This is a genomic window from Streptomyces sp. SID5464, assembly GCF_009862985.1.
Classification (GTDB): Bacteria; Actinomycetota; Actinomycetes; order Streptomycetales; family Streptomycetaceae; genus Streptomyces; species Streptomyces chartreusis_D.
The window spans coordinates 22,843-44,794 of the sequence record NZ_WWIQ01000045.1; the positions used below are offsets into that span (position 1 = coordinate 22,843).

Genomic DNA, 21,952 nt, shown 5'->3' on the forward strand with positions numbered 1-21,952 from the left:
CGAGCGGGCTACATCGCTGACGGTGCTGTCCAGGCTGACGTCTACGACGGAGTGTCCGTGTCCGAAGTTCGTTACCGGTGCACCCTGCAGGACTGTAGTGCGTGAGCTCGCCGTAAAGTCAGGCGAGAAGAACCCGTTGTGGGTGGTCACGTAATTCCCCGGGGCTGAGGTCACGTAATTCCCCAGCCCCTGGAAGCGGTGACGCTTACTTGATCTTGGGGCTGTCCTGCTTGTCGGTGCGGTTCCTGGGGTGTTTGTTCGGCCGGTAGCAGGGGCCGTTCATGATGGCCTGGTGGCTGGTGTTGATGAGCCGGTCGAGGAGGGACTCGGCGACGACGGGATTGGGGAAGAGGGGATGCCAGTCGCTGGGTGCCCGATTGCTGGTGATGATCAGGGAGCGTTTCTGCCGCTCGGAGACGAGTTCGTAGAGGTCATCGGCCTGGGTCGCGTTGAGCTGGCGCATGGCGAAGTCGTCGAGGATGAGGACGTCGGGACGTACCAGTTCGCGGGTCCGTTTCTCCCAGGTGCGGTCCGCGTGGCCGCCTGCGAGGTCCGCCAGGATGCGGCTTGTCTTGGCGAACCGGACCTGGGCGCCCTGACGGACGGCCAGATGACCGAGGGCCTGGGCGATATGCGTCTTGGGAGGCGACGGTCTCCCGGCGGGTGATCTCGTCCTGGCAGAGGACCTGGAGGAAGGGTGCCGTCGGCCGGTGTGCGGGTTGATCGACTGCCCGAGGAAGCCAGGAGGATTCGGATAGAAAATCACATAACGCTCAAACCTTCCCAAGATGGTGAAGAGATTGATTTTCAGCATGGGTTGGCGCATTGGATCTGCCTCAGGTGCACTGGTCGCCGCGGCCTGCCCAGCAGCCCGGGTTGCAAGCCGTCCAGAACTCGATCCATGCCGGTCGGACCGGTCATAAGTTCATGCCATGACGACCGTCGACGACATGGGCTACGTGTTCCGCACTGCCCGGCCTGAGGACACCGAGGCCATCGAGGCACTCGACGGGTCCTTCACCACCCACACCATCTTCCAGGTGGCCATCACCGAGAATGGGTTCACCCTCCAGGAAATCCTGGTGGACCCGCCCATCCACAAGGTCTTCCCAGCCGACAACACCGACGACGCCGATGCCCCGGTAGCCGAGGGGGATCCGAACAGCCGCACCTTCGTCGCCGTCGGCACCGACGGCAGTCTGGCAGGCTTCGCCACTGCCTCCTACGCTTCGTGGAACCGACGGCTGGCCATCGAGGACATCGAAGTCGCTCCGGCACATCGGGGTCGGGGCGTCGGCCGCGCCCTGATCGGCCACGCCGTCAAATTCGCCAGTGAGTCCGGTGCCGGCCACATCTGGCTGGAAGTCACCAACATCAACGTCCCGGCGATCCACGCCTACCAGCGGATGGGATTCACCTTCTGCGGCCTGGACGCGACGCTCTACGACGGCACACCCTCATCGGGCGAACAAGCCCTCTACATGAGCATGCCCTGTCCTTGAGCAGCCTGCCGACGGCTCACAGCAAAGGCCCGTACGTCGCCCACGCGACCGTCATCCCCCTGGGGAAACGTGATCGTGAGGGTGGGGAATTATCTGATGCCGAAACACTTCACGTGGGGAATTCCATGACCGTCGACAACGTCCGGCTCTCTCAAGCTTGCAGCTGGGGACCGCCGTCCAACAACCGGTCGTTTCATCAACGATCATCCTTACTCCGCCACCGAGCGAAGTTCTTGCGGGCGGTCAGGGTGTCGGGGTGGTCAGGGCCCAGCGCCCGCACCGTGTCTGCCAGCAGCTCCTCGAACGCGGCCACGGCGCCGGCCGCGGATGACCGGACTCACATCGGTCAAGGGGCCCCGCAGCAATGTGAAAGAGCCGGAGCAGAAGGTGAGCGCCGACAAGAAATGCGTGCCGCAGACCCCGCTCGAGGGCTTCGACGTCACCGTCGAGCGGGTCTTCCACAACGACGGCAAGGAAGTGCGACGGGAGCCGTTCCGCACCCACTACACCCACGTGACGAGATCACCTGCGAAACGCCCCGGTGATCCGAGAGTGGCCGGCCTGACCCCCGGCGGTGAAGCTGCTCTCCGCCAATGTCGGCAGGCCCCGCCCCACCCCTTGGAAGGCTCTCAGCGCGACAGGCCTCGACAAGCGACCCGTCGACGGCCCGGTCGCCGTCATCGCCCCCCGGCCCCAAGGGCACCGGCGCGGTCGGTCTCGTCGGAGACCGGGTCTACGACGTGAAGCACCACTGCGGTTCTCCGACCAGGCCGCCCGTCCACGGCAGCCGGCGACTTCGTCGACGTCAGGTGAGGGTGCCGGACCTGGCTGCAGTTTGCCCGATACGCCCGGTAGAAGACTGGCTGTTCCGACGGCCGCCAATTGCTCGGAGTGAGGCGACGGCTGCGGTCGACGTTGCTCTCGCATACGATAGTCCATGTATAGGGCAAAGAGGCAGTCATGGCTGAGAAACCGATCAAACCGTCCGTATCGGATGTGACCTCGTCAGGACCCGAGAAGGCCAGCGTCGGAATTCACGGCATCACCGAGTCCGCGCGGTATTCCATGGCCGAAATGGGGCCGAAGCGGAGTCTGCAGACGCTGTTGAAGGTGAACCACGTCGACGGTTTCGACTGTCCGAGCTGTGCGTGGGGCGACCCCGATCCCGACCACCGGAAGATCGCGGAGTTCTGCGAGAACGGCGCGAAGGCCGTCGCGTGGGAGGCCACGCGCAAACGCGTCGACGCGGCGTTCTTCGCCGAGCACTCCGTCGCTGACCTGCGGGAGCGGGACGGTCACTGGCTGGAGTCGCAGGGCCGGCTGGCCCAGCCGATGCACCTCGCCCCCGGCGCGACGCACTACGCGCCCATCTCGTGGGAGGACGCGCTCGCGCTCACCGCCGATCGCCTGCTCGGCCTCGCCGATCCGAACCGTGCCGTCTTCTACACCAGCGGCCGGACGAGCAACGAGGCCGCCTTCCTCTACCAGTTGCTGGCGCGCAGGCTCGGCACGAACAATCTGCCCGACTGCTCGAACATGTGCCACGAGTCGAGCGGCGAGGCCCTGAGCGCGACCATCGGCGTCGGAAAAGGTCTCATCACGATCTCCGACATCACCGATTACGCGGACTTGATCATCATCGTGGGCCAGAATCCCGGCACCTGCCACCCCCGCATGCTCAGCGCGCTCGAACAGGCCAAGCGGCGCGGCGCCCGCATCGTCGCAGTCAACCCGCTCCCCGAAGCCGGGTTCGGCCGCTACCACAACCCACAGACCGCGCGCGGCCTGGTCGGCCCGGGCACGCAGCTCGCCGACCGCTGGCTCCCGGTGCGCATCAACGGCGATCTGGCCCTTTTCGCGGGCCTGAACCGTACCCTGGTCGACCGGGAGGACTCCCAGCCGGGCTCCGTGCTCGACCACCACTTCATCGACCGGTACTGCGACGGCTTCGAAGCGGCCGCAACGGCATGGCGCGCCCTGGACTGGTCGCAGATCGAGACGATGGCCGGCCTGCCCCGCCGCCTGATCGAGGACTGCGCGGCCGACGTGCTCGCCGCGGACAGCGTCATCGTCTGCTGGGCGATGGGCCTCACCCAGCACCGCAACGCCGTGGCAACCATCCGCGAGATCGTCAACTTCCTCCTGTTGCGCGGCAATATCGGGCGCCCCGGTGCCGGGCCCGCCCCGATCCGCGGGCACAGCAACGTCCAGGGCGACCGCAGCATGGGCATCTGGGAGAGGATGCCGCAACCGTTCCTGGACAGGATCCGCGACGAGTTCGGGTTCGATCCGCCCCGTGCCCACGGCCTGGACACCGTCGGCTCGATCAAGGCCATGCGCGACGGTGAGGTCGACGTGTTCATGGGCCTCGGCGGCAACTTCGCCGCGGCCACGCCGGACACGCAGGTCACGGAGACCGCGCTGGCCAACTGCGCCCTCACCGTCCACGTCGCGACCAAGCTGAACCGGTCCCATCTGTGCCACGGCACCGAGGCGTTGCTTCTGCCCTGCCTCGGCCGCACCGAGCGCGACCGGCAGGTCTCCGGCGAGCAGTTCGTGACGGTCGAGGACACGATGGCCATGGTGCACTCGTCGCACGGACGGCTCCTTCCGGGATCACCGCACCTGCGCAGCGAGGTCGCGATCATCGCCGACCTCGGGCACGCTCTCTTCGGCGACGACCTCGGCTGGCGCGGCATGCGCGACGACTACGCCGTGATCCGCCGCCACATCGAGCATGTCTGCCCCGGATTCCACGCATACGAGGAGCGCGTCCGACAGCCCGGCGGCTTCATGCTCCCCCGGGCACCGCGCGACTCCCGCACCTTTCCCACGTCGACCGGCAAGGCGCAGTTCACGGTCAACCCACCGACCGCGCCCGAAGTTCCGCCGGGACACCTGCTGCTGACGACGGTACGGTCGCACGACCAGTTCAACACCACCGTCTACGGCCTCGACGACCGTTACCGCGGCATCAAGGGAGGACGGCGGGTCGTCTTCCTCAACCGGAAGGACCTCCGCGACCTCCACCTCCACGACGGCGACCTGGTCGATCTGATCAGCGTCAACCCGGACGGTGAACGCCGCGCCCCCGGCTTCCGCGCCGTCCGCTATCCGACGCCGCGCGGCTGCGCCGCCGCCTACTACCCGGAGACAAACGTGCTGGTCGCCCTGGACTCCACGGCCGACACCAGTAACACGCCGGTGACCAAATCCATCGTGATCCGCATCGAACCCTCCGGCGGGGGAGCTTCGGTGTGACGGTCAGGTCAGAGGCGGGACTCACCCTGCTGTGAGGTCGGGGCCTCGGTCCCGCGGCCCGGATCCGGAGACCTTGCCCTTGGTGGAGGTCTTCGCGGCCGCCAACGACCGGGGGGCCTCACCGAAGGCTCTCAGCCCGGCGAAGTTCCACGTTCCATGACTGCCGTGGCGTCAGCGGGCATTCGTCTCCGGATTCGTCGCGGACCCGGCTCTCGCCCGGGCCCTGTGCGCGCGGGCCGCCGAGGCCGGGCTGGTCGTACGGGGAGGCTGGAGGCAACCTCGACTGGTCCGCCGCCTCCTTACGCGCTGGCCGCAACATCCGCAGGCTGTGCTCGCGTCACCGGCAGGCCGCCCCGCCGGACGTCGACGGCGACCTGGTCGACTACGGCGAGATCATCTCCCGCTTCCCGCAGGCCTACCCGGCCTGAACTGCTGCGCAGGTCGCTGGACCGGCTCGCCGACGGCTGCGAGTCGATCACCCGGTACCTCGGGGGGTGCAACGAGTACTGGAACGAAGAGAACAAGAAGGTGTTCGGGGCTCCCTAGCAAGGCGGAAGCGGCATCGGCCTGGAGGTCCTGGAGGTCCTGGAGGTCCGCGCCTGGTACCGGCCGGTCCTCCAGGCCGGCGATCCCCGGCCGCTGAAGGAATTCGCGCACTGGGATGCCGAGCAAGAGCGGCTGACCGCGAGCAAGATCACCTCCACCTCCACGGACACCCAGCTGGAGGCCTGGGCCGAACTCGAGGAGGAGAACGCCGCGCGCCACGGCTGGCGCCTGCTGCGCAGGAGGCCGCCTACCAGTACCGGGCGCAGCTGTCCGACCGGCCTGGGACCTCCTGGCGGTGGTCAGCGCCGACATCGCCGGCATGGAAGACGCCGACGTCCCGTGCCCCGACAAGCAACTGGAGCCAGCGCGCGCCGAGCGCACGAACCGGTCGCAGCGGCAATCAGCTGGGGCCGGACCGACAGCGAAGTCGCCATCCGCGCCCGGGTGCCCCGGCGGTCGGTACGCCAGCTCCGCGACGGCGCCGACGCCACAGCAGCCGGAAGCCAGCAGCAGTAGAGCGTGTCCGGGACTGCCGTCAACAGCCCCGGACACCGGACCATCATCTACCCGGAGCCCCGCCTCGTGCGGGGCTCCGGCCGTTGCCCGGCTCGCGCGGACGCGTGCGGGCGAACTCCGGCTCTTTCCCCACGGGCAGCAATCATCCTTCCCTACGCTGGCTGCACGCCCTGCGACCGAGCCGCGCTACGGGAGTCTCGCCTGGTTCGCCTGAGACCCTGGTCACAGCGGCGGAGGCTCCTCTTGAGTGGACCGGCGGGCGTTCACTCAACCTGGGCAGACATTGGGTTCCCCCCAGAGCCGCACCGTGCGGCTACCGTGGAGGCATGCCCAAGGAGATCCGCATCGAAGTCGATGACGAGCAGTACGCCCAGCTGGAGCGCGAGGCGACCAGCTGCATGAGGATCCCGATACGTACGCCGGTCGCGTCCTGACGCAGGGGCTGCACAAAGCGCGGTTCCTCGAGGGCTGCGCCGAGTTTCTGGCCGTGCCCGGGATGCGCGAGGAGTTCGCCCGGCGGTTCGGCCCGCGCCCGGGCCCAGCGCAACCGCAGCCTGAGGCGGACCGCTCGCAGTGGACCTGCCTATTGATCTTCCGTGGCTGCTGGAGCTTGCCCGCACGCAGCTGGGGGACCGGACGTGACGGACTGGGGATCGATCGAGGCCGCCCGTGCCCGACACTGCTTCCGTGTGATGGACGGTCTCGTCTACGACCAGCCCCACCACCGGGCCACCCCATTGTTCCACTCGTTGTGCCGCCTGCAGGCGCTGGAGCACCTGGAGACCGCGCGCGTCAGAGACGGGTGTGGCACCGTTTGACGTGGGGCCGGGTCCGTCCCTCCCCCCCCCGTGGTGCCGGACCCGGCCTCATTGTGTGTCGTCTGTGCCGGTGTCCCGGCCCGCACTCGGGTGGGGAGGCCGGGGGGAGGACCTGCCGCAGCTCGGCGTACAGGCGCAGCCGTACGCCAGGCTGGCCCGGCTCAGCCACATGTGCTTGACACGCCGACGTTCTCTTCAGGCTCGGGATTCACCCGACCGAAGGAAATGTCAGTGCCGGCATCTACCGTCAAAGGCATGACCCCTTCGCCGAACTCCCGTGACAGCGCATGGGTTTTGGAGGCCATCATCCGGACAGCGCCGGCCGCCGATCCCCGCTGGCAAGAACAGCTGGACAGGCTCCGCCCGGTCGCAACGTACGACCGAGAGACCCAGACCTGGCATGCGCGCCTCGGCGCGCTGGACCTGGCGGGCATGCGAGTGCTGCAGACCCTCTTCGACGCCGCGCACATCCATGGCACCGAGGTGCGCCTCGCGCCCGTGCCCGTCCCGGCGTACTGGAATGGCCCCACCTTCACGAAGGACCCGGAAGTGGCCTCCCTTGTGGAGGCGCAGGCCGACCCGGGGCGGCCGCTCGGCCAGCTGCCTCTCGCCTGAGTAGCCCGCGGAGGACGAGGACTTCCTGTCCGGTGTCGGCGCTGGAGGCGGCGAGCGCAGGAGTGCCTACCAACGCCCGCGACTGTCGCGCTTATGTCGCACGGCGAGAGCGGCGGGATAGAGCACGTGGTGCCCATAGCGAGCATGGGCGCGATCGGCGACGGCCTCGATAGCGAGGGGCTTGTCGTCCTGCATGTCGAGGGTGAGCTGTCGCGTGGCCCGGCCGGGCGAAGCGCATCGGCGCGCAGTGCGATGCTGCGCACTCGGGCGCGCTGGAGGCCGAGCGATTCGTAGACCGCGTAGGCTGCGCGGGCCAGGAGCACGGTGTGCTGAGTCGCTTCGGGCAGGGCACGGCTGCGGCGGGTTGAGCTGTGGTCGGCGTAGCGGATGGTGCAGGTCAAGCCGCTGGCGATGTGGTCGGCGTTGCGCAGGCGGGCACCGAGGTCGTCTGCGAGGGCGAGCAGGGCGCGCCGGTGCTCGGCCGGGTCGAGCTCGTCGCGGACAAAGCGGTGCTCGGTGCTGATGCTCGCCGGGGTCGGGGTGGGGTCGACGACCTGGGTGTCGCGGCCCCGCGCATGTTTGTGGAGGGCGCGGCCGGCCCGGGCCCCGAGCAGACGTTGCAGCGTGAGCTGGGGACTTCGACGACGTCGCCGACGGTGTGCAGGCCGTACTCGCCGAGCGTCATGGCCGTCTTCGCCCCCACGCCGGGCAACTCCCGGGCCGGGCGCGGGGACAGAAAGGCGGCGATCGCCTCGGGGGAGTCGTCGACGATGGTGCGCTGCCCGGGCGGGGTCAGTGCGCAGGCCATCGCAGCGAGCATCCGGTTGGGTGCGCAACCCGCCGAGCTGCGCAGGCCGAAGTGGGCGAGCACGCGCAACTGGACCAACTCGGTCAGCCCGCGGGCATCCCGCTTCCAGTACGGAATCGCCCCGGTGATGTCGAGGGCTGCACTGTCCGGCTCGATCATCTGCACGCGCGGCGTGATGTTCTCCAGCAGGTGGCGCAGCCGCTCGGGAAGGTCGGCATCCGGATCGGGCTGGAGGTCGAGGCGGAGGTGGAGGATGTAGCGGCCTCGCATGGTGATCACCCGGCGCTTCCCGGGTTCACCAGACGCCTCAAACTGTCTCGCCACCGCGTCGCGGGAAGGGCTTTGACGGCAGACGCTGGATGCAGAGCAATCTCGCGCAGGCACCTCGTCACGCACCCATCTCCAGGGGTTGAGGTAGTCCCCCCTCCCAATAGCATCATATCGAACATGATTCGAACGGTGTGGCTCCGACCAGATGCGATTGCCTAGACCCGGCCGCCACGGCGGCTCGCAAAGGCCACGAAGGTCTCGCGTTCCGACTGCTCAGGACCCTCGGAAGGGTCAGCTTGTCGCGCTCGTCGGCTTCGTTGTCGCTTGACCGAAGCGAGTGCGGTGTTCACGGATTTCGTCGTGATGGGCCGAGGCCCAGTCGATCAGGGAACCGACGATGTCGAGGAGGCTGATGCCGAGGGGCGTGAGGGCGTACTCAACGCGCGGCGGGACCTCGGCGTATGCGGTTCGGGTGACCAGGCCGTCCTGGACGAGCTGTCGCAGGGTGAGGGTGAGCATGCGCTGGGAGATGCCTGGCACCGTGTTTTGCAGATCGGAGTAGCGGCGCACCCCGCGTTGCAGGGTGGCGATCACGAGCAGTGTCCACTTGTCGCCGACGCGGTCGAGGATCTCGCGGATGAAGCCGGACTGCCCTGCCGGGATACGAGCGCAGGGCCCCGCCGGCATCGTGGTCCCGGGTACAGCAGCGGTGTCCATAGCGCACATGCCCTTTCGGTACAGACACGAATGTGCCTTTTGTAGAGGTCTCCATACTGTCGCATGATGGCGCTGCGCACAAAAGATAAGTATCGGAGGCGCCTTCATGTCCTATCTGCTGCACATCGATTCCTCCTCCCGGGGCGCCGATTCCGTGTCCCGGCAGGTCGCCCGGTCGTTTCGGGATTCCTGGCGGGGGCCGGTCGTCCACCGTGACCTCGAAGCCGCACCGGTGCCCCACCTCAGTGCCGCCGTCATCACTGCCCACCGCACGGACAAGGCCGAACGCACCGCGGAGCAGGCCGCGATCGCGGCGGTCCAGGAGGAACTGATTGAGGAGTTCCTCGGTGCGAGCGCCTACCTGTTCACGGTGCCGATGTACAACTACTCGATGCCCTCCGTGTTCAAGGCATGGCTGGACCAGATCATGGTCGTGGGCGTCACGATGGCCCTTCCCGACAGCCCGCCGGCCGCCGGCCGCCCGGCCCTGGTGATCTCCGCCCGCGGCGGCGGCTACGGCCCCGGCACCCCCAACCACGGCATGGACCACGTGGTACCCGCACTGGAAACCGTCCTGGGCCATCGGCTGACGCTGGGCCTCGACGTGAACATCCTGACGCCCGAGCTCACCCTCGCCCCCGTCGTTCCCTACATGTCCGAGTTCATACCGCTGCACGAGGCGTCCCTGGCGGACTCCCATGAGCAGGCCCGCAAGCTGGCCGACGCCTTCCAGGCCGCCCTGTAGCGGCCGAAAGGGTCGCCTTCGCCGCACCCGGTGCTGAGCTCCCTCGGCCGTCCTGTCCGTTTCGACGCACGGCTGCGGAACCAGAGCGTCGCGAAGGCCCGGCTGCGCTGGCGGGACGGAACCCGCCGTCACAGGCCGATGCGGTCTCCTGCTCCTCCAGCAGGTCGCCGACACCTGTCCTTCGGCCGCGTGACCGTACGGACCCAACCCGCACCCCGCCGCTGGCCGTCTCCGTGGCCCACACCAACCCGGGGACACGGCTTGCACAGAAATGAGGCTCCCATGACCACGTCAACCTCGCTCGAGTCATCGGCACCAGACACCGGCTCCCCTCTGATCATCGAGTTGTGGACCGATCTGGGCTGCCCCTGGTGCTACATCGGCAAGCACCGGCTCGAGCAGGCCATCGCCACCACAGTCCCAGCTGGCCAGGTACGGGTCGTTCTCCGTTCCTTCGAGCTGGACCCGGACATGGCCGCAACACCGGTATCGGTCCCCGAGGTGTTCGTCGCCAAGCACGGTGGCACGGCCGAGCACGCCCGCCGGATGGAAGCGCAGATGGCCGAACTGGCCCAGGCCGAGGGCCTGCCGTACAGCGTGGACCGCCCGGCCGCGAATTCCTTCGACGTCCACCGGGTTCTGCATCTCGCCCGCGCTCATGGGGTGGCCGCACCGCTGTTCGCGACGCTGCAGCGTGGCTACTTCGCCGGCGAGGTCAACCCGTTCGACGACGAGGTACTGGTCCAGGTCGCCGCCGACGCAGGAGTTCCGGCGCAGGAGACCCGCGCGACGTTGTCCGGGGACGCCTACGCACAGGCCGTTCGCGACGAACGGGCCGAGGGCGCGGCGCTCGGCATCACGGGCGTGCCGTTCGCGGTCTTCAACGGCACCCACGCCGTTGCCGGCGCCACCAGCGTCGAGGGCTACGCAACCGCCATCACGCAAGCCTTCGGAGTGTCGGCATGAGCGCACCCACGCATCACACCGAGCCGGCCGACGACGACACCCTCGAGGCGACCGGCGACGGCGACTCCCACGACACACCGTCACCCACCCTCACGCTCATCAGCGCCCCGGAAGGCGCGTTCTGCGACGCCCAAGGCCACTGCACCGAGTGAAGGAAGGAATATGACCTTGTCCAGCACCGATAAGCCGTTACTCCTGCGTCCCGCCGACCCGGACGCACCGGTCGAGATCGACGAAACCAAGCTCAATCACCGGCTGATCGAGATCGAGGAGGCCCTCGTCGCCGCGATCGCTCCCGTCTTCCGCGAGAAGAAGATCACCCACGCCGAGTACGAACTGTTCCGGGACGTCATCCGGGTGCTCCAGCGGTCCAACGCCGTCGAGGGATTCCTGGATGTCTGGCTGGACCGCCTCACCGACGAGACCACGGCCGACGGTTGGGAGGGCACACCCTCCAACCCCGAGGGCCCCTACTACGTCCCGGGAGCACCGCTGCTGAAATCCATTGGGCCCGGCGCCTGCTACGTCTTGCCCATGCGCTCCGACGAGCCCGGTGTCCCGCTGATCGTCAGCGGACAGGTGCGCGCCATGGACGGCAAACCCCTGGCCATGGCAGAACTCGACACCTGGCAGTGCGCCGACACGGGCGTCTACTCGATGCTCGGCATGGACGACCAGCCCGACTGGAATCTCCGCGGCAGGTTCCACACCGACCAAGAAGGTCGCTTTGAGTTCCGCACCATCAGGCCGGTCCCGTACATGCCCGCCGACATCCAGCAGATCATCCTCGACTTCTACGACGCCCTCGGCAAGGCCCACTACAGGCCGCGCCACATCCACCTCAAGGTGCGTCACGAAGACATCGCCGCTGACGGCCAGTTCATGACGCAGCTGTACTTCCAGGGCGACCCCTACCTCCAGGCCGACCCCGGACAGAACGCCCACACCCGGCTGGCCATGCCCACCGTCACCAACCATGAACCGGCGGAGCTGAAGGCCCGAGGCCTCCAGGGCCACGACTTCTTTCACACCGCCCACTTCGACCTCACCATCGCCACCGCGACAACTGTCCCTCGGCGTGCGGCGCAGCAAGCTGTGCCGCCCACGCGGTCGTGAGGACGCCCCCATGGCTCTCAAAAACAGCGTTTGGAGTGCAGAGATGAACCCTGCCCTGTGGGACAGCCCCGTAGAGGTGAACCCATGCGCATAACTGTCTTCGGCAGTACCGGCCCGACGGGCCTGCTCCTGATCGAGCAGGCCCTGGCCGAGGGCCACGAGGTCGTCGCCTACGCCCGCACACCCGCCAAGCTGCCCTCCCACCAGAGGCTCACCGGGGTCCAGGGACAGCTCGACGACGCCCGGGCCATCGGCGAGGCGGTACGCGGCAGCGACGCCGTGCTCAGCCTGCTCGGGCCGAAGCCCAAGTCCGACATCCCACCCTTGATCAGCGGCTACCGCCACATCGTCGCCGCGATGAGCGAGCACGGCGTCGAACGGCTCATCGCGATGGGCACACCCAGCATCACTGACCCGGCAGACGGCAAGGACTTCAAGGTCGGGCTCATGGTCACGGGCATCCGGACGTTCCTGCCGCCCGCCTATCGCGCCATCGTGACCATCGGCGACATCGTGCGGGAGTCGGGACTGAAGTGGACCATCGTCCGGTTCCCGTGGCTCACCAACCGCCCCCGAACCGCCTCGGTCAACGTCCGCAATGTCGGCGACAAAGGCGGACTCAGCCTCTCCCGGGCCAACGCGGCCGCGTACTTCCTCGAACAGCTCACCGACGCCTCCCAGATCGGCCGCGCGCCGTTCGTCACCGACGCGTAGGGAGGTGTGGTTGTCAGGTGCGCAGCGCCTTGATTGCGCGCCGTTCGTCCATGGCCTTGTATCGCGCTGGATGTGCTGCCCGGTGGCGGTTGTGTCCGTCCGCGGTCGCCCGGTCAGGCGTCGGGCGCGGCGGGGCGCGAGGGCGGTTCCGCGTCGCTGATGTGGGCGGCGAGGTTGGTTTCGAGGCGTTCGAGGACGGCGAGGGTCCCGCCGCGTTCGGCGTCGGTGAGGTCGCCGGCGGCGTAGTCCTCGAGGCGGGCCCAGAGGTCTTCGACCTGTTGGCGCAGGGCCTGGCTGGCGGCGGTGGGTTCGACCAGGACGGAGCGCTTGTCGCTGGTCGAGCGCACGCGGCGCACGAAGCCGGCCTTCTCCAGGCGCTGGATGGTGCGGGTCATGGTGGCGGCGTCGGCGTCGACGTGCCGGGCCAGGTCGGTCTGGCGCATCCGGCCGCGGTCCCACAGCTGCATCATGACCAGCTCCTGGGCCGGGTGCAGACCGACCTCGCGCAGCAGCTGGCCGGCGAGCATGCGGTGCAGGCGGGCCACTCGGAAGATTGCATGGCTGATCGGTCCGCGGCGTGCGGCCTTGGGGAGTTCCCCGGCCTCGGGGACCTGGGGCATTGCCTCGGATTCCATGGTGCTTCCTTCTGCCTTTTCCCGTGCGGCCGTCCTTGACGGGGCCGACCGCGGCAGCCGGCGCTGGGGCCGACTGCCGCGGGCAGGCCCTCGGGTCCGCATCCTGAGAGCAGGGTAGGTGCTGCTCAGGCGCGGCCGGCCCGAGTCCGTGGCCGAGCCGTCAGGCGCGGGCTTCCCCCAGGGTGGGGTAGTCGGTGAAGCCCTCCTCGTCGCCGCCGTAGAAGGTGGCGGGGTCGGGGGTGTTGAACGGGCCGCTCTGGGCCAGGCGGGCGGGCAGGTCGGGGTTGGCGAGGAAGAGGCGGCCGTAGGCGAGCAGGTCGGCTGTGCCGTTCTCGACGAGTTCCAGTTCGGCCGGTCCGGTGGGCTCCTGGCCGGTGAAGGGGTTGAGGATGAAGGTCGTCGGCCATGCCTTGCGCAGCCGGAGGGTCAGGTCACGGATGCCGGGGGCCTCCATCTGGTGCAGGTAGGCGAGGTTCAACGGGGCGAGGGCCTCGACCAGCGCGCTGTAGGTGGCCTCGGTGTCGGCGGCGTCGGACTCGTCGATGTCGTTGAAGCCGTTGCCCGGGGAGATGCGGAAGCCGACCTTGTCGGCGCCGATGGCCTCGGCGACGGCCTTGGAGGTCTCCACGGCGAAGCGGATGCGATTCTCGGGGCTGCCGCCCCATGCGTCGGTGCGCTGGTTGCTGTTCGGGGCGAGGAACTGGTGGATGAGGTACCCGTTGGCGCCATGCAGCTCGACGCCGTCGAAGCCGGCCTCGACGGCATTGCGGGCGGCGGCCGCGAAGTCGGCGATGGTGGCGCGGACCTCGGCGTCGGTCAGTTCGTGCGGGGTGACGAAGTCCTGGGGGCCTTCGTGGGTGTACACCTGTCCGGCGGCCGCGACGGCGGAGGGGCCGACGGGCTGCAGGCCCGTCAGCGCGGGGTGTCCGACCCGTCCGGTGTGCATGATCTGCAGGTAGATCACGCTGCCCTGGGCATGCACCGTGTCGGTCACGTGGCGCCAGGCAGCGACCTGTTCGGCGGTGTGGATGCCGGGGGTGTCGGGGTAGCCCTGGCCGACCCTGGAGGGTTGGACGCCCTCGGTGACGATCAGCCCGGCGGAGGCGCGCTGCGCGTAGTAGTCGGCCATCAGCGGCATGGGGCTCTGGCCGGGGCCGTAGGCGCGGCTGCGGGTCATCGGCGCCATAACCAGGCGGTTGGCCAGGCGCTTGCCGCCCAGCTCGTAGGGCTCGAAGGCCTTCGACATCGTCATCTCTATTCGGGAAGGGAACGAGTGTTCTACGGACGCGTGGCGTCCTAACGGATTTACTTGTTCGAACAAGCATTGCCTGTACAGCCTTCCCTCATGCGCGCGTGAGCTGCGTCACGCGCTACCAGGCCGTAGTTACATGAGGCTGTTTGGCGCGCGGCGGCCTATGGCGAGGGGATCTCAAGGTCGATCAGGCCATTACCTGTCCGGACAATATCTGAGCGTAGCCCGCGTAGGCTCGCCTGCGACATGGGTCCTGCGCGGGACCGGCGGCGGCTCAGCTGTGCAGCCCCTGGAGCACCACTTCCAGGTAGCGTCGGCCGGACGCCAGGCGTGTCTGCTGGTCGTCGGCGTGGACGTTGGCGGCGAAGGCGATCCCGCACATGAGCGGCAGCAGGTCGTCCCAGGTGACCACGTCGCGTACCGCACCAGCCGCCGAAGTCCGCTCGAGCAATTGGCCGGCGAGTGAGTCCAGCATGGCCGTCAGTTCCTCAGTGCGGGGCAGGACGCGGCGCGGCGCTGCGCGCACGGCGGTGAGTGAGGGGTCGGTCAGCTGTGCTTCCAAGGTGACGTGGAGGAAGCCAGTCAGAGCCTTCCAGGGGTCTTCTTCCGTCAGTGCCCGTTGCGCGTGGGTGATCAGCGCTTCCAGGCCCGGAGTCGCCACGGTCTCCATCAGTGCTTCCGGCGTCGGGAAGTGCCGGTAGACGGTGGCCACCCCCACGCCTGCGAGACGGGCGACGTCGTTGAGCTGCAGCGGGAGGTCGTCGTCGACGAGTTGCCGGGCCACGTCGACGATGCGCTGCCGGTTGTGGGCGGCGTCCCTACGCATCGGTGCATTGGTCATGTGCACAGCTTAAGCGGATGACTCATCCGGTTATGTTAGCGTGAAGTGGATACATCATCCGCTTGTTGTGGTCCCGTGCCACGAGGAGGAAGCACCGTGTCGTTCACCGTCACCGACGTGCCGGACCTGCCCGCTGGGTTCATCGATACGTTCACTAGCCGCACCGTCAAGACCACCGAGCTGACCCTGCACGCCGTGGTCAGCGGTGACGGGCCGCCGCTGCTGCTCCTGCCCGGCTGGCCCCAGTTCTGGTACAGCTGGCGTCTGGTCATGCCAGCTTTGGCCGAGCACTTCACCGTCATCGCCCCCGATCTGCGCGGCATGGGCGCCAGCGACAAGCCAGCCACCGGCTACGACGCCGCTACGCTCGCCGACGACATGGCCGCGCTGATGACCGCCCTGGGCCACGACCGCTTCGCCGTCGTCGGCTACGACCTCGGCATGCTGGTCGGCTACGCGCTCGCCGCGAGCTACCGTGACCGCGTCACCCGCCTTGTCGTCAGCGAGGCCATTCTCCCCGGTCTCTCGCCGTCCCCGCCGCTGCTGTCGGACCCGGCGACCAACGAGATGCTGTGGCACTTCGCCTTCAACCGCCTCGCGGACATCAACGAGCGCATGGTCGCCGGCCGTGAGGAGATCTACTTCGGCCACACCTTCGCATCCAAGACGGCCGCCCCCGGCGCCATCCCGCAGCACGCCATCGACGTTTACGTCGACTCGCTGCGCGATCCGGCCGCACTGCGGGCCAGTTTCGAGTACTACCGGACCCTCGACACATCGGCCGAGCACGTCCTGCGCTGGCGCGATGAGGGGCCGCTGACCATCCCGGTCCTGGCTATAGGCGGCCAGTACAGCACCGGCACCATGCCGGAGGAAACCATGCGGCTGGTGGCCCCGGACGTCACCGGGCTGGTCATCCCCGGTGCCGGGCACTTCCTGCCCGAAGAGGCGCCGGAGGAGGTCAGCCGGGCGCTGCTGGACTTCCTGCGCTGACCGACGGGCCCGCCGCCACGACGAGAGGCCGCCGGTGCTCGGCCCCGCACCACGCGGCGGAGATGCCGCGCCCAGGTAGGGGCCGCGAGGACGTCCCTGTCATCGGCAGTGGGGCAGGAGCTGGGCCGCGGACCGTTGCCGCGGCCTCGGGCGTCGCGGTGAGGGAGTCGGTCGCAGCCATCAACTCAACCCAGTGAGGAGTGAGATGCAGACAGCAGCACCAAAAGTGCGCTGCATGAGCATCACCGGACGGATACCGCCTCCGTGGCCGACCGCCCCGGCGGCGGTCCCCACGGTCGAGAACGGGGGGCATGCATGAGTGCCGACGTCATCGTGTCGGGCGCGGGGCCCGTCGGGCTGCTGACCGCCGCGCTCCTGGACTCAGCTGGGGTGAAGGTGGAGGTCCTCGAGCGGCTCACCGAGCGCAGCGGGAACTCCCGTGCCGCCGTCCTGCATCCCCGCACGCTGGAGATCCTGACGACGGTGCGGGCCGGGGACGGCCGCACACTCACCGACGTTCTGCTGTCGCACGGCCGCGCGGTGCCCCGGACGCACTTCGGCATGCTGCCGCAGCTGCTGGACTACTCCGTGCTGGACACCCCTTACCCCCACATCCTGCAGATCACCCAGGCCACCACCGAACGGGTCCTCGCCTCGCTCGTTGAAGCGCGTGGCATCCCGGTGCACTACGGCCAGGAGGTCACCGGATTCGAGCAGGACGACACCGGCGTGCGCGTGCATGCAGGCGGCACCGTCCACGCGGCCCGGTACCTGGTCGGAGCCGACGGCGCGTGGAGCCAGGTCCGGCAGCAGGCCGGCATCAAGTTCCCCGGCACGCCCGGCAACACGGTGTCCTACCTTGCGGACGTCCACCTGGATGCGGCTCCACAAAACGCGACCCACGTCTGGGATCCGGTGGACGGCTGGGTCGCTGTCGTGCCGCTCTTCGACGGCATCCACCGCGTGTTCGGCGTTCTGGCCGAGGACACCGGCCTGGCGCCCGAGCAGGTCGCCGCCCGGCGGAGCCAGCCGCTCACCCTCGATGACCTGCGCGGCATCCTCAACCGTGTCACCGGCACCGACTACGGGCTGCGCAACGCGGTGTGGATCTCCACGGCCGGCAACACCACCCGCCACGCCACCCAGTACCGGGCCGGCCGTGTCTTCGTGGCCGGTGATGCCGCGCACGTGCACTTCCCGGCGGGCGGTCAAGGAGTCAACGTCGGCATGCAGGACGCTGTCAACCTCGCATGGAAGCTTGCGGCCGAGGTCAAGGGCTGGGCCACACCTCTGATCACCGGCGGCGCGGCTTCCTACGACCGTGAACGCCGCCCGGTGGCCGTGTCTCTCGCGCAGAACACGCAGGCCCAGACCGCGTTGATGACCACGTTCACCCCCCAAGGCGCGGCCCTGCGCGAGCTGATGAGCACGCTGCTCGCCCGCCCGGAGACCAACGCACATCTGGCCGGACTGCTGTCGGGGCTCAGCGCTTCCTACGACGCCCCCGATGGAGGTCATCCGCTGGACGGGCATCGCGCGCCGGACCTGGGCCTGCCAGACGGGGACACCTTGCTGCGCCGGCTGCGCGTCAACCGTTTCCTGCTGCTGGACTTCACCCCGGCCGTGGAGCTGGCCGCACTGGGCTCACCGCTGGTGGAGGTGATCCCGGCCGCGCCCTGGTCCGAGTTGGCGGCCGCGCTGGTACGGCCCGACGGATACATCGCCCGCGCGTGGACGAGGGCGGAGCCCGAACAGGTCAGAGCGGCACTTACCGACTGGGGGGCGCTGTGACCGCAGCCTCAGGCCTACCGTGCCGGAGGCGAAGGGGCCTCGCGCCGGTCACCTGGCCGGGGACTCCTCCGTCTACTGAAGCCGTCATAGGCGAAAACCGGTTTGGTCACCGCAGTCGTCATCGGACGCCAGCGGTGTCGCGGTCCGTGACCGGACCGGGTCGCCGGCGAGGTCCGTCCCCGAGCTCCACCGCACGGCGTTGTGCTTGAACGTCGATCGGTGGGTCGACGGACCCAGCCCGAAGTGCGGGAGCCCCTGCTGTTAGGGGTACTGACAGGGACCCCCACCGGCTGTGCCGTCTTTCTACGCTGGATTCCATGGACAACCGGGCCGAAGTCAGCGCATTCCTCAAGTCCCGCCGTGACAGGATCACGCCCGAACAGGTGGGTCTGCCGGTGTACGGGCACCGCCGGGTGCCCGGGCTGCGCCGGGGTGAGGTCGCGATGCTCGCCGGGGTGAGCGTGGAGTACTACACGCGCATGGAGCGAGGTGATCTCGGCGGAGTCTCCGAGAGCGTCCTGGACGCCCTCGCGCAGGCCCTGAAGCTGGACGACACCGAACGGGACCATCTCTACGCCCTGGCGCGCGCAGCACACGTGACCCCGGCCAGGGCCCGACGCCGACCGAAGAAGGCGAGCGTGCGACCCAGCGTGCTGCGCATCATCGAGGGCCTGCAGGATCAGCCGGCGTATCTCCGCAACAACCGGATGGACATCCTGGCCGCCAATGCACTCGCCCGCATCCTGCACAGCGACGTGTTCGAGATGGAACAGCCGAACACCTGCCGTTTCTGCTTCCTCGACCCCCGCGCCCCGCGGCTCTACGTCGATTGGGAACGCGTGGCCCGCGACGCGGTGGGGGTGCTGCGCCTCGAGGTCGCCAAGAATCCCTACGACCGTGAGCTGTCCAACCTGATCGGTGAGCTGTCCACCCGCAGTGACGCCTTCCGTACCATGTGGGGTGCGCACAACGTGCATTCCTTCACCAGGGGATCCAAGCGGTTTCACCATCCGGCGGTGGGCGAGATGGAACTCGTTCACGAAAGTCTTGACCTGCCCGGTGACGAGGGGTTGTCCATCACCGTCTACAGCGCCGAGCCCGGCACCCCGGCGGCGGACACCCTGAAGCTGCTGGCCAGTTGGGCGGCAAGCGAGGGCCGGGACGCTGCCGCTTCCCGGACTGACTCCGAGCACTGACACCCCAGCAGACGGCCCCCGTGCCGGCGCCACCGCTGCGGCGTGCGGCCCGCTGCACCACGCACAGCGCTCAACATGCCGCCAGGGGCAGTCATCGGCCCGCCCGCATCGTGTGCCGCGGACGGATACCCCGCATCAGCGTGTACTCACTGACGATCTCGGCGTGAGGGGGTCACTGCTGTTACCCCTCACAAGCGTGACTCCCTGAGCTGCTCACCGGCTGGTTTCGTGGATTGCGGCGGGCCTGAAGGGGCCCGCCCCGCACCACTCTCGGCGCGTATGACGCTTGCCGGCCCGCCTTCGATGACCGGGGCCCCGCGCCACCTCAGGAAAGGATCGTCAGTGAGCTCCCCCTCGTCCACGAAGCCGGATACCTCGGCCGCCGCCCCGCTCGCGGCCGACAACAGCACGTCCGTGCCTGCCGGGAAGGCCAAGCTGCCGTCCGTGGTGTGGCTGATGGGCGGCATCACCTTCATCATGGGCACCAGCGAATTTGTCGTCTCCGGCCTTCTGCCGCAGATAGCCGCCGCCCTGAACGTCAGCGTCTCCAGCGCCGGGATGCTGATCACCGTCTTCGCCATCGGCATGACGATCGGCGCTCCCCTGATGGCGATCGCGACCCAGCGCCTGCCCCGCCGCTCGGCCCTCATCGCCGCGCTGCTGGTCTTCGCCGCCGGGCACGTCCTCAGCGCACTCAGCCCCAACCTGACCCTCGCGATCGTCGGCCGGATCGCCGCCGCACTGGGCCACGGCACCTTCTGGGCCGTGGGCGCCGTCATCGCCACCGCCGCGGCCGGCCCCGCCGCCAGCACCCGCGCCACGGGCGTGATGGTCGGCGGCATCACGCTCGCCAACATCATCGGCGTCCCCCTCGGTACAGCAGCCGGCCAACTGGGCGGCTGGCAGACTCCCTACTGGGTGCTCGCCGCACTGTCTGTGGCCGCCGCCGCCGTGATCGCCCGCCGCATCCCGGCCGACACCACACGTACCGACACCTCCCTGCGCGCCGAGGCGGCCGCGCTCAAGCAGCCCCGGCTGTGGCTGGTCTACCTGTCCATCGCCCTGCTCCAGGCCGGCATCATGGGCGCCTACAGCTACATTGCCCCCCTGCTGACCGACCGCGCCCACCTGGCGAGCTCGGCGGTGCCGCTGGCGATGCTCGGCTTCGGCATCGGCGCCCTGTCCGGCACCACGGTCGGCGGCCGCCTCGGCGACCGGCGGCCCTACGGCACGCTCATCCCGACCGCCGCCCTGACCGCTGCCGCTCTGGGAGCGATCACCCTGTGGGCGACCAACAGCGTCGTGGCCATAGTCCTGATCCTCCTGCTTGGCGCCGCCGGCTTCGCCGGCAACCCCATCGTGGTCAGCCAGGTCGTCAAGATCGCCGGACAGGGCCGGTCCCTGCCCGTAGCCCTGGCCACCTCCGCGTTCCAGATCGGCATCGCCACCGGCTCCTGGCTCGGCGGCATCGCCCTGAACTCCAGCCTGGACCTGAAGGGCCCCTCCCTAACCGGCTTCGCCTTCGCCCTGGCGGCCCTGCTGCCCCTCGGCCTGCTGGTTGCCTCGCAGCGCACAGCGCAATCGGCGCAGAGCTGACACCGCACTAGAGGCCGGGTCCCTTCCCGCCCGGCATACAGAGAGGAATCACATGCGTACGACGACACTGGGGCCGGGCGGTCCCGAAGTGGGCGTGATCGGTCTGGGCTGCATGGGCATGAGCTACGCCTACGACATGGCGGCGGCCCGCGACGAGGACACGTACGTCTCGGTGATCCGAACGGCGTTGGATCTGGGCGTGACCCTGATCGACACTGCGGATGTGTACGGGCCGTTCACCAATGAGGAACTGGTCGGCCGGGCGCTGTCCGGCCGCTACCGCGACCGTGCGGTCCTGGCCACGAAGGTCGGCGCCCTGTCCCGGGACGAACAGGGCAAGCCGGTCCGAGCCGAGAACGGCCGCCCGGATCACATCCGCCGCTCCATCGACGAAAGCCTGCAACGGCTCGGCACCGACCACGTCGACCTCTACCAGCTGCACCGGGTCGATCCCGAGGTCCCGATCGAGGAGAGCGTCGGTGCCCTGGCCGAGACGGTCGCCGCCGGCAAGGCCCGCGCGATCGGCCTGTCCGAGGTGGACGTCGAACAGATCAAGCGCGCCCAGACGGTGCACCCGATCGCCAGCGTGCAGTGCGAGCTGTCGCTGTGGACGAGGGACTGGATGCACGACGTGCTGCCCTACTGCCAGGAGCAGAACATCGCCTTCCTGCCCTACTCCCCCTTGGGCAGGGGATTCCTCACCGGCCGCTTCACCTCGGTGGACGACCTGCCCCAGGACGACGTCCGCCGCCGGATGCCGCGCTTCCAGCAGGACGCCTTCCAGCAGAACCTCGCCATGGTCGACCGGGTGCGCGAGATCGCCGAGCGCATCGACGTCACCCCGGCCCAGGTTGCCCTGGCCTGGGTCCTGGCTCAGGGCCAGTACGTCATCCCGATCCCCGGCACCAAGACCCCGAAGTACCTGCGGGACAACGCCGGCGCCGCCGACATCCAGCTCAGCGAGTCCGACCTGGAAGCGCTCAACGCCCTGCCCGCCCCACACGGCGGCCGCGGCAACTGACGACCCCCACCCCACGACACGACTCCCACCGAC

19 protein-coding genes and 3 pseudogenes are annotated in these 21,952 nt (G+C 68.9%); 15 read left to right on the forward strand and 7 right to left on the reverse strand.

Going from position 1 to position 21,952, the window contains the following annotated elements; all coding sequences use genetic code 11:
• Positions 1–205 precede the first annotated feature (205 nt).
• Positions 206–814: an ATP-binding protein gene (locus GTY47_RS22090; protein WP_078602978.1), complete on the reverse strand. Its 609-nt coding sequence runs from the start codon at positions 812–814 to the stop codon at positions 206–208.
• 118 nt (positions 815–932) lie between these two features.
• Between GTY47_RS22090 and GTY47_RS22095 the strand changes: the two genes are divergently transcribed.
• The 4 genes and pseudogenes from GTY47_RS22095 (at position 933) to GTY47_RS22105 (ending at position 4,763) form a co-directional block, all read left to right on the forward strand.
• Positions 933–1,502 carry a GNAT family N-acetyltransferase gene (locus tag GTY47_RS22095; RefSeq protein ID WP_010047409.1) on the forward strand — a complete coding sequence of 190 codons (570 nt, stop codon included), beginning with the start codon at positions 933–935 and terminating at the stop codon, positions 1,500–1,502.
• 342 nt (positions 1,503–1,844) lie between these two features.
• Positions 1,845–2,047 (forward strand): annotated as a pseudogene (locus GTY47_RS41120) (hypothetical protein); the annotation flags it as partial.
• A gap of 29 nt (positions 2,048–2,076) precedes the next feature.
• Positions 2,077–2,263: pseudogene (locus GTY47_RS41125) on the forward strand (MOSC domain-containing protein); the annotation flags it as partial.
• Between the two features lie 199 nt (positions 2,264–2,462).
• Positions 2,463–4,763 (forward strand): FdhF/YdeP family oxidoreductase, encoded by a 2,301-nt coding sequence (locus GTY47_RS22105; RefSeq protein WP_010047412.1) that lies wholly within the window; start codon positions 2,463–2,465, stop codon positions 4,761–4,763.
• 1,854 nt (positions 4,764–6,617) lie between these two features.
• On the opposite strand, the gene GTY47_RS41670 is transcribed toward GTY47_RS22105, so the two are convergent.
• Positions 6,618–6,851 (reverse strand): DUF6207 family protein, encoded by a 234-nt coding sequence (locus GTY47_RS41670; protein WP_324604472.1) that lies wholly within the window; start codon positions 6,849–6,851, stop codon positions 6,618–6,620.
• Between the two features lie 47 nt (positions 6,852–6,898).
• Between GTY47_RS41670 and GTY47_RS22110 the strand changes: the two genes are divergently transcribed.
• On the forward strand, positions 6,899–7,258 hold the full coding sequence (locus tag GTY47_RS22110; RefSeq protein WP_029181702.1) for a hypothetical protein: 360 nt from the start codon (positions 6,899–6,901) through the stop codon (positions 7,256–7,258).
• Positions 7,259–7,324: 66 nt separating this feature from the next.
• Here GTY47_RS22110 and GTY47_RS22115 read toward each other — a convergent pair.
• Both GTY47_RS22115 and GTY47_RS22120 read right to left on the reverse strand, forming a co-directional pair.
• Positions 7,325–8,336, reverse strand: a pseudogene (locus tag GTY47_RS22115) (hypothetical protein).
• A 291-nt stretch (positions 8,337–8,627) separates the two neighbouring features.
• The gene (locus GTY47_RS22120) at positions 8,628–9,023 is read right to left on the reverse strand and encodes a helix-turn-helix domain-containing protein (RefSeq protein ID WP_231911209.1); all 396 of its coding nucleotides are present in this window, start codon (positions 9,021–9,023) and stop codon (positions 8,628–8,630) included.
• 136 nt (positions 9,024–9,159) lie between these two features.
• On the opposite strand from GTY47_RS22120, the gene GTY47_RS22125 reads away from it, so the two are divergent.
• The 5 genes from GTY47_RS22125 to GTY47_RS22145 all read left to right on the forward strand — a co-directional run bounded on the left by GTY47_RS22125 (position 9,160) and on the right by GTY47_RS22145 (position 12,594).
• Positions 9,160–9,798, forward strand: a complete 639-nt coding sequence (locus GTY47_RS22125) for an NAD(P)H-dependent oxidoreductase (protein WP_010047416.1) — start codon at positions 9,160–9,162, stop codon at positions 9,796–9,798.
• A gap of 282 nt (positions 9,799–10,080) precedes the next feature.
• A complete protein-coding gene (locus GTY47_RS22130; protein ID WP_010047419.1) occupies positions 10,081–10,764 on the forward strand; it encodes a DsbA family oxidoreductase in 684 nt (227 codons plus the stop codon).
• Positions 10,761–10,916, forward strand: a complete 156-nt coding sequence (locus GTY47_RS22135; protein ID WP_158688472.1) for a hypothetical protein — start codon at positions 10,761–10,763, stop codon at positions 10,914–10,916. The genes GTY47_RS22130 and GTY47_RS22135 overlap by 4 nt, the downstream gene beginning before the upstream one ends.
• Before the next feature lie 16 nt (positions 10,917–10,932).
• Positions 10,933–11,880: a hypothetical protein gene (locus tag GTY47_RS22140; protein WP_158688473.1), complete on the forward strand. Its 948-nt coding sequence runs from the start codon at positions 10,933–10,935 to the stop codon at positions 11,878–11,880.
• Positions 11,881–11,964: 84 nt separating this feature from the next.
• Positions 11,965–12,594: an NAD(P)H-binding protein gene (locus GTY47_RS22145; RefSeq protein WP_010047424.1), complete on the forward strand. Its 630-nt coding sequence runs from the start codon at positions 11,965–11,967 to the stop codon at positions 12,592–12,594.
• A 113-nt stretch (positions 12,595–12,707) separates the two neighbouring features.
• On the opposite strand, the gene GTY47_RS22150 is transcribed toward GTY47_RS22145, so the two are convergent.
• The 3 genes from GTY47_RS22150 to GTY47_RS22160 all read right to left on the reverse strand — a co-directional run bounded on the left by GTY47_RS22150 (position 12,708) and on the right by GTY47_RS22160 (position 15,322).
• The gene (locus tag GTY47_RS22150) at positions 12,708–13,229 is read right to left on the reverse strand and encodes a MarR family transcriptional regulator (RefSeq protein WP_029181706.1); all 522 of its coding nucleotides are present in this window, start codon (positions 13,227–13,229) and stop codon (positions 12,708–12,710) included.
• A gap of 160 nt (positions 13,230–13,389) precedes the next feature.
• A complete protein-coding gene (locus tag GTY47_RS22155) occupies positions 13,390–14,475 on the reverse strand; it encodes an alkene reductase (protein ID WP_010047430.1) in 1,086 nt (361 codons plus the stop codon).
• A gap of 280 nt (positions 14,476–14,755) precedes the next feature.
• Complete coding sequence (locus GTY47_RS22160) at positions 14,756–15,322, reverse strand: TetR/AcrR family transcriptional regulator (RefSeq protein WP_029181707.1); 567 nt, start codon at positions 15,320–15,322, stop codon at positions 14,756–14,758.
• A gap of 96 nt (positions 15,323–15,418) precedes the next feature.
• Between GTY47_RS22160 and GTY47_RS22165 the strand changes: the two genes are divergently transcribed.
• The 5 genes from GTY47_RS22165 to GTY47_RS22185 all read left to right on the forward strand — a co-directional run bounded on the left by GTY47_RS22165 (position 15,419) and on the right by GTY47_RS22185 (position 21,919).
• Complete coding sequence (locus GTY47_RS22165; protein ID WP_010047434.1) at positions 15,419–16,315, forward strand: alpha/beta hydrolase; 897 nt, start codon at positions 15,419–15,421, stop codon at positions 16,313–16,315.
• Positions 16,316–16,630: 315 nt separating this feature from the next.
• Positions 16,631–18,106 carry an FAD-dependent monooxygenase gene (locus tag GTY47_RS22170; protein ID WP_010047436.1) on the forward strand — a complete coding sequence of 492 codons (1,476 nt, stop codon included), beginning with the start codon at positions 16,631–16,633 and terminating at the stop codon, positions 18,104–18,106.
• Positions 18,107–18,423: 317 nt separating this feature from the next.
• Positions 18,424–19,302 carry a helix-turn-helix transcriptional regulator gene (locus GTY47_RS22175; RefSeq protein WP_010047438.1) on the forward strand — a complete coding sequence of 293 codons (879 nt, stop codon included), beginning with the start codon at positions 18,424–18,426 and terminating at the stop codon, positions 19,300–19,302.
• A 342-nt stretch (positions 19,303–19,644) separates the two neighbouring features.
• Positions 19,645–20,898, forward strand: coding sequence for an MFS transporter (locus tag GTY47_RS22180; protein WP_010047440.1), 1,254 nt, complete (start codon positions 19,645–19,647; stop codon positions 20,896–20,898).
• A 52-nt stretch (positions 20,899–20,950) separates the two neighbouring features.
• Positions 20,951–21,919: an aldo/keto reductase gene (locus GTY47_RS22185; RefSeq protein WP_010047442.1), complete on the forward strand. Its 969-nt coding sequence runs from the start codon at positions 20,951–20,953 to the stop codon at positions 21,917–21,919.
• Positions 21,920–21,952 lie beyond the last annotated feature (33 nt).

Excerpts from the sequence above, each read along its gene's own strand:
- GTY47_RS22090 (WP_078602978.1), bottom strand. The coding sequence starts at position 814 with ATGCTGAAAATCAATCTCTTCACCATCTTGGGAAGGTTTGAGCGTTAT.
- GTY47_RS22095 (WP_010047409.1), top strand. The coding sequence starts at position 933 with ATGACGACCGTCGACGACATGGGCTACGTGTTCCGCACTGCCCGGCCT.
- GTY47_RS22105 (WP_010047412.1), top strand. The coding sequence starts at position 2,463 with ATGGCTGAGAAACCGATCAAACCGTCCGTATCGGATGTGACCTCGTCA.
- GTY47_RS22110 (WP_029181702.1), top strand. The coding sequence starts at position 6,899 with ATGACCCCTTCGCCGAACTCCCGTGACAGCGCATGGGTTTTGGAGGCC.
- GTY47_RS22120 (WP_231911209.1), bottom strand. The coding sequence starts at position 9,023 with ATGCCGGCGGGGCCCTGCGCTCGTATCCCGGCAGGGCAGTCCGGCTTC.
- GTY47_RS22125 (WP_010047416.1), top strand. The coding sequence starts at position 9,160 with ATGTCCTATCTGCTGCACATCGATTCCTCCTCCCGGGGCGCCGATTCC.
- GTY47_RS22130 (WP_010047419.1), top strand. The coding sequence starts at position 10,081 with ATGACCACGTCAACCTCGCTCGAGTCATCGGCACCAGACACCGGCTCC.
- GTY47_RS22135 (WP_158688472.1), top strand. The coding sequence starts at position 10,761 with ATGAGCGCACCCACGCATCACACCGAGCCGGCCGACGACGACACCCTC.
- GTY47_RS22145 (WP_010047424.1), top strand. The coding sequence starts at position 11,965 with ATGCGCATAACTGTCTTCGGCAGTACCGGCCCGACGGGCCTGCTCCTG.
- GTY47_RS22150 (WP_029181706.1), bottom strand. The coding sequence starts at position 13,229 with ATGGAATCCGAGGCAATGCCCCAGGTCCCCGAGGCCGGGGAACTCCCC.
- GTY47_RS22155 (WP_010047430.1), bottom strand. The coding sequence starts at position 14,475 with ATGTCGAAGGCCTTCGAGCCCTACGAGCTGGGCGGCAAGCGCCTGGCC.
- GTY47_RS22160 (WP_029181707.1), bottom strand. The coding sequence starts at position 15,322 with ATGACCAATGCACCGATGCGTAGGGACGCCGCCCACAACCGGCAGCGC.
- GTY47_RS22170 (WP_010047436.1), top strand. The coding sequence starts at position 16,631 with ATGAGTGCCGACGTCATCGTGTCGGGCGCGGGGCCCGTCGGGCTGCTG.
- GTY47_RS22175 (WP_010047438.1), top strand. The coding sequence starts at position 18,424 with ATGGACAACCGGGCCGAAGTCAGCGCATTCCTCAAGTCCCGCCGTGAC.
- GTY47_RS22185 (WP_010047442.1), top strand. The coding sequence starts at position 20,951 with ATGCGTACGACGACACTGGGGCCGGGCGGTCCCGAAGTGGGCGTGATC.